This is a genomic window from Vibrio sp. 970, assembly GCF_033339075.1.
This window is the reverse complement of sequence record NZ_JAWOTW010000089.1, coordinates 1-1,158: the sequence shown is the minus strand read 5'-3', so window position 1 is coordinate 1,158 and position 1,158 is coordinate 1. Positions and strand designations below refer to the sequence as shown.

General features: G+C 46.5%; 2 protein-coding genes. Both read left to right on the top strand.

The window, feature by feature from the left end:
- On the top strand, window positions 1–496 hold a 496-nt coding region (locus tag R7Q11_RS24900), incomplete at its 5' end, for an aminotransferase class I/II-fold pyridoxal phosphate-dependent enzyme (RefSeq protein ID WP_225466847.1).
- Window positions 496–1,158 (top strand): malonyl-ACP O-methyltransferase BioC (gene bioC, locus R7Q11_RS24895; RefSeq protein WP_225466846.1); only part of this gene is annotated, 663 nt, incomplete at its 3' end. The genes R7Q11_RS24900 and bioC, both read left to right, overlap by 1 nt.

Here is a 1,158-nt window from a genome sequence, read left to right as displayed (position 1 = left end):
TGAACTTGCTAATGTCAAACCAGAGATTTTAGTCGTTACCTTCGGTAAAGCGTTTGGCATGTCCGGTGCGGCGATTTTGTGTGATCAAGCAACGGGTGACTTTTTGACCCAGTTTGCTCGTCACCATGTGTATTCAACAGCAATGCCACCTGCGCAGGCCTACGCGTTGACACATGCGGTTTCTATGATTCAAGAGCAGTCTTGGCGACGCGAAAAGCTGGTGGAGCTAAATGAGGTTTATCAAACGAATCTAAGTGGTCTGGATGGCTTTGTTGAAACAGATACCCCGATCAAGCCATTTGTGATTGGCGAATCAGAACTTGCTTTGCAGGTTGCGAACGCTTGTCGACAAAATGGCATATGGGTCACCGCGATTCGTCCACCAACCGTTCCGAAAGGTACCTCACGCCTTCGTATCACGCTCACTGCGAACCATAGTACAGAACAAGTTAAAACGCTTTCAATCGCATTGAAGCAAGCATTAGGAGCGCTGTAATGGATAATGCCGAAAACATGGTGTTGGACAACGTACACCAAGACAAAGAGGCGATTGCTTCGTCTTTTGGCAAAGCGGCTGACACCTATGACAAACATGCGGCATTTCAACGAGATGTTGGCCATCGTTTGTTAGAAAAGCTCCCAAGCGATCTTACCAACAAGCGCGTTTTGGACTTGGGGTGTGGAACCGGATATTTTTCTCAGCTATTGCTAGAGCGAGGCGCAAGCGTTGTTTGTGCCGATCTTTCGCAAGGAATGTTGGACAAAGCGCGCGAGCGTTGTGGTGACCATAATGTTCGTTATGTGGTAGCAGACGCGGAAAGCTTGCCATTCGAGGACGCTAGTTTTGACTATGTGTTTTCAAGTCTCGCGCTACAGTGGTGTGTCGATTTAAGTTATCCGTTGAGAGAAATTCGCCGAATATTAGCTGCTAATGGGAAAGGGTGTTTCTCAACACTAGTTGATGGCTCGCTATACGAACTGCGCTATTCGTGGGCAAAAATTGACACATATCAACACGTGAATAACTTTATTACTCTCAATCAGGTAAAAATTGCGTTAGCGCAATCTCGATGCCATAACCATCATCTAGACTCGACCACCATCACAGTTTGGTACGACTCAGCATTTTCTGTTATGCGTGATCTCAAAGGTATTGGT